Source organism: Bacteroides sp. UBA939, from assembly GCF_002293435.1.
Classification (GTDB): Bacteria; Bacteroidota; Bacteroidia; order Bacteroidales; family Bacteroidaceae; genus Bacteroides.
Map to the genome: position 1 here is coordinate 1 of NZ_DBDF01000019.1, position 9773 is coordinate 9773.

At 44.9% G+C, this 9773-nt stretch carries 6 protein-coding genes; all 6 read right to left on the reverse strand.

Translation table 11 applies throughout. The features are described 5' to 3' along the window. Window positions 1-101 precede the first annotated feature (101 nt). Window positions 102-2564, reverse strand: coding sequence for a Calx-beta domain-containing protein (locus B2Z67_RS01320; protein WP_291528013.1), 2463 nt, complete (start codon window positions 2562-2564; stop codon window positions 102-104). A gap of 22 nt (window positions 2565-2586) precedes the next feature. After that, complete coding sequence (locus B2Z67_RS01325; protein ID WP_291528014.1) at window positions 2587-4434, reverse strand: OmpA family protein; 1848 nt, start codon at window positions 4432-4434, stop codon at window positions 2587-2589. Between the two features lie 26 nt (window positions 4435-4460). Beyond that, window positions 4461-5057, reverse strand: coding sequence for a DUF3575 domain-containing protein (locus B2Z67_RS01330; protein WP_291528015.1), 597 nt, complete (start codon window positions 5055-5057; stop codon window positions 4461-4463). Between the two features lie 27 nt (window positions 5058-5084). After that, a complete protein-coding gene (locus B2Z67_RS01335) occupies window positions 5085-6023 on the reverse strand; it encodes a hypothetical protein (protein WP_291528016.1) in 939 nt (312 codons plus the stop codon). 152 nt (window positions 6024-6175) lie between these two features. Beyond that, a complete protein-coding gene (locus B2Z67_RS01340) occupies window positions 6176-7567 on the reverse strand; it encodes a FimB/Mfa2 family fimbrial subunit (protein ID WP_291528017.1) in 1392 nt (463 codons plus the stop codon). Window positions 7568-8019: 452 nt separating this feature from the next. Beyond that, window positions 8020-8937 carry a tyrosine-type recombinase/integrase gene (locus B2Z67_RS01345; protein ID WP_291528018.1) on the reverse strand — a complete coding sequence of 306 codons (918 nt, stop codon included), beginning with the start codon at window positions 8935-8937 and terminating at the stop codon, window positions 8020-8022. Window positions 8938-9773 lie beyond the last annotated feature (836 nt).

Below are 9773 nucleotides of genomic sequence, written 5' to 3' on the forward strand. Positions count from 1 at the left end.
TAGAGATACTTCTGCTAATCATTAAGAAAAAAATCCGCGTTCATCCGTTTATTCCGCATCGTCCGCGTACCCATTCATAATTCAAAATTCATAATTCAAAATTATTTTCTTATAGTAAAGTCAGCCGTACTTTCCGTATCCTGTACACTGACAGGCTGCGCACCTGTAGGCTGTCTTACAGATTTCACTTTCAGTTTAACTTGCTTTTCAGCAGTATCCGTACTATAGAGTATCACACCGTTCACGTTCGTAGAACTGTGGTTGCCGTCGCCGCTGATGCGCAGGTCGTGCAGGTTGGTGAATACAAAGTCCTTACCTTCCTTAGCCGTTGCATCGGGCAGGATTGTACAGTCCACAACGATGTCGCTACCGGTGGTATTGGTCAGCAACGCTCCGTCAGAGGCGCGAAGCAGGGATACGGTGAAGAAACCGGATACTACGTTGTTGTTCACACGGTGGTCGCCCAGCGAGGCGATAGTCAAACGAGCAGGCTGGTCGACAACCACTCCACTGCAGCTCAACATTTCGCCATCAAACATCACGTTGGAACCGCTCAGGCAATGCGTCTTGTTGAAGTTTATAATCACTGTCTTGGGTAGTTCGTAGCGGGTATCGTCCAATGTCTTCACGTTGAACGTGGACTTGCGGGCGCCATTGGCGAATACGACTCTCGGGCTTAAACCCATATCGAAGTCAAGCGCATCAGTAGTGCCTTCGCCGTACATACCGTCGACAATGATATTGGCGCCGGTGGCGTTAACCAAGGAAGCGCCGTCTGTTTTGAATAAACCCAGTTCGTACACAATGTCCTTGGTTCCTTCTTCGCCACGTTCGGTGCGAACAAGTTTCACAACAGCCTGCTGGTCTTCGATAACGGCTTCGCCTATGGGCTTCACCAGATAGCTCTGCTGTACATCAGAGAGTACCAACTCAAAATTCTTCACGCCTTCAACCAGGTCGTTTGCCTTGATTGACACCTCAATATCCTGTTTCACCAGGTATTTGTTTGAAGAACCACGTGAGGGGGTGAATGAAAGCTTTCCTTCCACCGGGATGTAGTTATTGGTTGTAGTAGCCGAAACTTCGCGAGTGGCATAGCCCACGGTTACAGGAACGGGAGCGCCTTCCTTGGTGGTGGCATAACCGGTAAGGGTTACGGTAAACACAGCCGTAGCTGTTCCAATCACAGGTTTGGTAATCCTCACGTCGGATACATAAACACCGTGTCCCAGTTTTACCAAGCGGCTGCCTTTGCCGAGGAACATCAACTCGCCGGATGCAGTAGTGAATGCCTGACGGAAGATAGTAGGCTGATTGTCCGTTACATAACGGTCGAATTCTTTCCGGCCGGTATCGGAGTACATACATACCCGGCCTTCTTCTGATGACAGCAACAGCACTTCGCCGTTATTGTCTACACGTACGATATTGAAGTTACCGTCTATCGTGCGGTCGAACTCAGCCTTTCCGCTGGATTGGATACGAACGAATGTGCCGCGACGAGCATTCATGTCATAAGTGGTTACTACTGATTCGCCTGTAACCAGATTCATACCTATTCCTTTCACCTGACCGGTGGAAGAACCTGAATAGAGTGCTGTTCCGTCGTTACGCAACAGGGCGTAGTATCCTCTGTCGCCACTACCGCCTACCAGAATGTTTCCATTGCGGGCAACACGCAGGTGGTTCAGTATGGCTACTCCCTGGCTGGCAGGAATCAAAGTCTTACCAAACACGATATCTCCCTCAGGACGTATCTTATAAATAACGCCGCCTTCTACCGGAGAATTACCGGTGATGATAACAGAACCTTCGTTGATATTGGCATGAAGACCGGTTACTACATATTTCTTTGCAGGAATAGTGGTGGTGTAATAAGGTTTTCCCTTATTGTCCAGACGGACGATGATACTCTGTTCCTTTTCTCCTTCACCCGTAAATGCCGCGCAGATATACTCCGTGGAATTGCCCATTACAACAAACTGGTTGCAATAGCCGCTGCCGGCATTCTTATAACTATAGAGTACTTTACCCGCCTTGTCCGTCTTCAGCAATATGCCCTGGCGCTCACCGGTAGTTTTGGGTTCCATACCGGAGAGTACCAAAGAGCCATCACGCAACAAGTGACCTTTCATAAATTCGCTTCCCTGTTCACCGGCATAGATATTCTGCACAAGCAGTCCTTTACGGTTTACGACAACAGCACGTCCGCTCAACAAAGCCTGGTCCTTCTTGTTCTTAATCTGCTGCGGCGTTGATTGTCCTACAATCAGTACACAACCGTTATCGACTTCGGTCAACTCATTTATATTTGTAAATCCTGTTAAAGGCAAGGAAAAAACTACTTCGCCCAACCGGTCTACCCAAGTCAGACTGTACGCTTTTCCTTCTTTGCCCAACACAACAGCTTCATCACCGGGCAACGGACAAACTTGCTGTATCTGGTTTCCATCACCATACTGCTTATCAAAAACCACCGGCATGTATTGTGCCTTCGCCAACGGACAGATTGCGGCAACCAAAAGGAGCAACATCCACATCCTATGAGTTCTTCTCTTCTTCATATCTTGTTTTCTTTTAAATTTTCTACCTCTTATTATATATTTCCACACGTCTGGCACGGCGGTTCACGCGTATCCAGTCAATACTGCTTTCTCCCCAGACGTAGCTGCTCACTTCTTCCTTCACTTCTTCAGGGGAGAGTTTGGTTCTGCCGCGGGCTTCGATTATGAAGTCCACATTCACATTACGGTTGCGGAGATATTCGGCGACACGTTCGGCACGCCTGCCCGACAGCTCGTAGTTGTAGCTTTCGCTACCCATTTCGTCGGCGTAACCGTCGAACTTCAGTTCGGAGAGGTCGTAACCGCCCATTTCTTCGGCAAACGAATCCAGGCTACGGATAGATTCCGCGGTCAACTTATCCGAATCAAAATCAAAATACAGAGTTAACAGCAGACCTTCCGGAACAAATTTCTTCAGGGAAACGGTTTCCTTGCGGACGTTTTCCGTGGCGCCATTCAATAATAATGAGCCGCCCAGAACTGCCATATCTTCGCTCATGCCGTAGAAGGGTTTCTCCCGTTGGGCACCTAAATCCTCCATGGTGCGCAGATAGTAAATATCGTCTTGCGACTCCATGGCGCGGTCGGAAACGAAATAGGCGCTTTGCAAGTCGACCGGGCACATATAATAGTCATTGAAAACCGAATTCACCGGGTAAGGGTAATGGCTGACGCCGCCCGGCATAATACCGTCTATATCGAAGGCGCAACTGAACAGGTCGTAGCCGCCGAAGCCCGCCAGACCGTTGGAGGAGAATATCAACCGTCCCTTAAAGAATACGGGGAAAATTTCATCGCCCTCGGTATTAATCTCGGCGCCTAAGTTCACGAGCGCTCCCCACGATTGGGTTTCGTCGTTCCAGTGAACAACGTACAAGTCAAATCCGCCATTGCCTCCTGCCATATCCGAAGCAAACAACAGAGACTTGCCGTCGTTGAACAAATACGGATGGGCGTACGAAGCCACAGATTCCTGCGGCAACACCGGAGCATATTTAGAGAACCGGTTTTTCTTTTTTTGCAGTACGGAATAGTATAATTTGGTACGGAACGGGCGGAACTTCTTATCCGCCATGGCAACCGACGTGCGCGCCATATCGTATTCGATAACCGTAGTTACCATCATGTCCATATCGGGAGAGAAGGCCACCGGACCATTCTGCAAGTCAGCCGGAATCCGGTTGAAATAGTCATAACGTCTGGGCGGCTTCTGGGATTTATTTCCTGCATCATAGTTCGCATCCAGTTCATAGTAGAGGGTGCGATGAAAAAATGTCTTTCTCGGGTCGTTGAACTGGCTGTAGCTCATGGCATAGAACGGCTGGTCGCCGAAAATGCCGACCCAGTATTCGGAATTCTCCGAGTTCATCGCCAACCGCTTAGCCGAGTAGCCGGGTTCTTCCTGAATGGAATGGCTCATGGAAAGAGCCTCCAGCGTATTCTGGTAACGCTGCGACCGGGTATAAATATTTTTGTAGGCATTGTTCAGGCAAATAGCCTCTGCCTCACGGATCTTGCCCTGGAAACGCAGGGCGTCCACGTATTCGCAGACATCGTCCATCTCAAGTATGTCAGAACGCAACTCTATGGCCTGACCATAATGTTCGGACGCGCGTTTGTAGTCTCTCACCATAAAGTACAAACGTGCAATTTTTAAATGAAGCGCAGCTTTGGATTCGTCGTCCATTACGCGCTTGACAGCCATCTCGTATTGAGACATGGCCTTATCAAATCTCTGACTGACAAAATTGCGATCAGCCCTCCGTTCCATACGGCCTACTTTGCGTTCCTGCGCAAAGGAAGAAACACCTCCAAGCAAAAAGAGGAACACAATAGCAGACAACAGAACTTGAATCTTCTTATTTTTCATTTTCAGCAACTCTTTATCAGTACACATTAACGGTATATATTATAGGTAACACTTATGCCCACCTTGGTAGGGCCAATCCATGACTTTGTTTTTTTTCGCTCCAAAGGGAAGTCGGCGTACTCTCCACCCAGGTAGAACTTATCGTACTGCAGATGCGCGTAGCCAAGACCCAGATTGAAGTCCAATCCCCAACGGGAATTGAAAGCATACTTGTATCCGCCGGAAATACCGCCCGATACGCCCCAGCCCATACGGCGGTAGCTTTGCAACGGGTCGTCATTCGTCAGGAAACCGATATTGAAGTTACCATACATGGCGTAGGGACCTACATAAAATCCGTCCCAGGAGTCGTTCGTGTAAAAATTATGCGGGTCTATATAATAACGCAGTTCTACCGTACCCTGGAGGGCGCGAAAAACCTCTTCGCCTTTCTTAAACATATACGGCATCCATATCACTTCAGCGTTCACCGTGATTTGCCGGGTTAGCGTGTATTCAAAGCCAACGTTGGGCGAGCCGGTAAGCCAAAACGGAACATTAACCTTTACGCTTTGCGCCTGCACGCCGCTGATAGAACAGAGCAGGAGAACAAGACACAATATATGTCGCACAATCAATTTCATAATTCTTTCTTTATTTTATGTATATTATCATCCCAGGTCGACACCTCCACCGGTTTGGATATCTTCGTCCCAGCCTACAATACCAATGTCGGTAACCGTATAAGAATCAATCAGAATAATGATACGTTCACCCGACATCAATCGCAAGGGCTGCCCCGTATCCTTATCTCTCACGTCAACCGACAGATGGATTACGGTACGACCGTCATTAGTGAGGAACGTAAAACTTAGCTCCATGGGTACATTCTCTATGGAGGGCATGTAGCGATGGTCTACTTCCAATATCCCGGGATTTTCTTGCGCAGGCAGTTCGTCGATGTGGATCATCCGGTCGTCCGGAGTTAAACGGGTAGTAGTGGTTGAACGGGAAGCGACAGATTCATGTTCCTTCAGAAGCTGCATAACCGACACTCCTTCCGCACGCAACTGCACATTTTGTATCCGGGACACATCGGCAGGAAGGTTCTTAAAACGTACCGTAATGCGACCGGTATAACGATCCAACTGCGCGGTATCAGTCACCAAAATACCCGGATGCTTTATTACAGACGCAAACTTCTGATAGTGTATATCCGAAGGATGTACATAATGGTTGTCGCCGAGAGGATGACCCTTCAATATAAAAGCCGAAGCCTCTGTGTGATGTTCGTCTACAAACCGGATGCTGTCCGTATTGGTATAGCAATACACACTATATTCGCCGGGGGGCAACTTGAAACTGAACAGACCTGCTGCCATACGCGGATCTTTATTCCAATCCGGATAGATGGCATAGCGTGTCGCAACCAATGCTCCGGTAGTATTGTAGACCAGTACCCGGCAGTCGCTGACAGTATTATTCAGGACTTCCGGCACAAAGACCTGGTATGTGGTCTCGTCTTCAAAATAATCATAGGTGCACGAAGTAAACCAAAGTAGAGCTACTACCTGGGTAAACAACACTATGAGAAGTCCGTTTTTGCTCATTTTCTATAATTTATGCATTAGTACAAGTGAAAATATAGCGGGAGCAGATTTCCGCTTTCATTAAGTATTTGCGCTCAAATCTCAAATTAATATTGGTATCAACAAAATTCTGCTCCCCGCTATATATTCAAAGGTATGAAGGATGATTGGATTTACATTTCAACTGTAGAAGTCGCAATGTTGCTATCCCAAGGTGTAGGTTCGTTAACAACGATAGTCAAGTCACCAAATTCCGTAGTGGGAAGATCCAGGTAACCACCTGTATTTAAGGAAATGTTCACTTCGCGAATCTGATTGGGCAAGAACTTTTCATTGATTACACCGATCCAATATACAGGTTTACCACCTGTCGTAACTTCAGTTCCGTCCGCCAAGATATGACCTGCCTCTGCAAATCCGGAAATAGCGATAAGATATTTACGATTACCAATGGCAATATCCTTGTCGGCGGGTTGGACGGGGAGGGCGGCTATCGCAGCTTCCGCAGCACGGTCGGAGTTCGGGAATACGATGATATCTCTCCAGAGCTTGAATTCAGTATCTACAATTGTCAAATTAGTAGCACCGTATCCGTCACCAGTACCCGGGTTTGCTGTTTTGAATGTAGCCATACCATTAGCACTAGTACCTGCTTCAGTGATAACCTGAACAGCTGTAAGAGTAGTAGCATTAGCTACACTATTTACTCCACCATCGGTACCGGCTCCGATATTCATTTTCTCCGGCAAATGACGAATCAAAATAGCAGAAGCAGTTGCTGCAGCATTGCCGGCAAAGTGAACATCATCATTTATGGCATGATTGTCTACACCATTCGCATCTATACGCACACGCATCAAAGATACTTCACGCTTCAAAGTGACAGTAGCATTATTCATGACATTTCCATCCACTACTACATCCACATCATACACAGGGTTATTCGACGCATCAAGCCCGGTAGCAGTACCCAAGAAGATTTCTGCGGGTTCTTGATAAGGTTTCATACCGTTAGCAGCGACAGTATATGATGATCCTGCCATAAAAGTAGGCCACTGATCAACATCAGCCGTAGCAGGATCCGTATCATGATCATAAAGTGCTTTCTTGTGCGTCATAAACAACGCCGATATATTCTTGGCAAGGACGTTGTTTTTATCCCATACTGCATTATCAGTAGCACCAAAAGGAGTGATATTAGCCAAATTTTTAGTGTTAGTACTGGCTACAGCAACTAACTTATAAGTACCTGCCGGTACACTGGTGTACACGTATCTCCTCTTGGTTGTTTCAAATGCAGTTCCAGCTCCGGGATTCGTTTCTACAGCAGAGAATTTCACAACCTTGGTTGTTTTATCATAAAGGAAGAACTGTATCTTCTCAATGATATCCCACGACGTTACAGGGACAGCATTGGATGCCGCTCTCGTCTGAGCACCAGCGAAGTCTAACTCAATAGCAAACTCCACGTTCTCCACTTCATTATTCGGAGCTTCTTTCTCCGTACACGCACCAAATGTCATTGCTGCAAACAATGACCACATTAAAATCACTTTCTTTTTCATAACTTTTAAAACTTAATTAATAATATTGGTTTCTAATCAAAATATATGCTTTAACTTCTTCATCAGAAGTACTTGGTTTTTTCCGTTACTTATTAGGTAACGGGAATAAACACAATAACATACACCAGGAGCAGATTTACATCCAATATAGCATATAATTAAATTTTACGTGTTTCTCAAACAATAGAAATACCCTTCTGCCTTTAGACGTAAATAAAGGTGGACTGCACTATTATTATGCATAAATGAGAAGAAAAACAGCCTATAACACTTAAAACAATGCCTTATTTACATCAAAATCACCGTTAAATATAAGATTTTTTGCATTTTTGTTTGTAATTCCAAAAAATTGCTATAATTTTGCGGGGGTAAAAAACCTCCCGTTACCTAATAAGTAACGTGGTTTTATTTTGTTGTGAATCAAGTAGTTACATATATTCCCCGCACATTTCCTATCCTTTTCTCGACATTATAAATGCAATAATGGCTTGGTTCATCCGGTTTATTTCAGCCTCCTTAAAAGGCTGGAAATAAGTTTCTGTCACCTTCACGGAAGAATGCCCCATCGCATCACATATCAGATTCGAATTATAATTTTGCCGCAATGCCGTAGTTGCCCATGTGTGACGGGCTGTGTAAGTAGTCAGCCGTTCCCTAATGTTCAAGAAACGAGCCAACCGTATCAAATGGTAATTCTCAAGGCGTAGCATACGGGCATATTGCCGGTACTCGTCCCCCTTCGGATTCGTTATAATAGGGAGAAGGTAAGGTGAGTCGGAGGATTCATCCCTGTACTTTTCAATAATCGCCATTGCTTCGGGGGATGCTGCAACAGTTATTTTACGCCCGGTCTTATGCCTATGGTACGTAATAACATCCCCTTCCAAATCGCGCTTGCGCAAAAAGGCCAGGTCTACAAAAGACATCCCGCGAAGCAAAAACAGCAGGACAAAGATATCGCGGCTAAAAGAAAGCCTCTGAGGCAATTCCTTTTCGCTTTTCATCAGCCGGGATATCACTTCCGGCGAAACAGCTCTCTTCACCCGGTTGTCGACCCCCGTATGTACATTACTGAAAAGGCGCGGAGTATATGTGGCAACCCCAGCCTCCACCGCCTGATTGTAGATAGACCTCAACATGCGCATATAAGTAGAAACCGTATTCCACTTCACCTGTTCAGTCAATAGTTTCTGTTCAAACCGACTCAGCCACTCCGGAGTCAACTGTTTAAAACTCATCTCGGTTCCATTCATGAATTTTCGAATCCTGTTCAATGTACTTCTGTACACATGAGCTGTTCCGTCGCGCTGCTCTTTTTCTAATTCGGCAATTAGTTCTTCGATGAACCCTGTCAAAAATACCTCTTTCATTTCAATACTAATTAAATTACATATTTATTAATCAATACATTTATTAGCCCATTATATATGCCTACATATATATGAACATAATTGCAAATGTATAGCCATAACAAATCATTTGCAAGATTATCCATTCAATTTAGATAATTTCGCTTTAATTAAGAAGTTCTATTTATCATTAAATAGATTAACTAACGCCTTTTTTCCCCTAAATACAAATCCTGGTTATCAGTATGCTGCCGGTATCTATCCAAGAGATCGCTTCTCTTTTTCAATGAGCATACTATCTTGTAGTTTCGCATCTTCCATTAGGTGGGGCTTTCGACTCTATTTCAAGAATTGTCGCCGCATCTTCAATGCATTCTTTCTTTAGTCGTGCAGAACAATCATCGTGCTTTTTTTTTCATTAACATAATAAATCTGTTTAATGTGAATAAAAAGGTGAATATCCTGCGACACCCTATATTGTTTTGCGTATAAATATAAGCTAATAAAAGCAAAGCGAGGTAACAATAAGAGAAAATAATATCAGAAATTGCTATTTTATTTTAAAAACAAAAGAAAAAAGCTATCTGAGACAGTGCTCTATTCATAATTTTCCCAAAAAGGCTTCGCATATATGCAATAAGTAATGATTTAAAATTAGTCTTATAAAGGATAATTTAGCGTGGCGGAGCTTCACTATTTGGAATTATAACCTTCATTATTCACAGTAGGAGTTAAAGGGGTTATCACTTTGTTAGGAGTTAAGGAGTTAAAATCTCATGTTTACACCGCATATAGATGGAGTTTACACCGCATATAGATGGTATTTACACCATCTATATGCGGTTCTTGGACGGGAT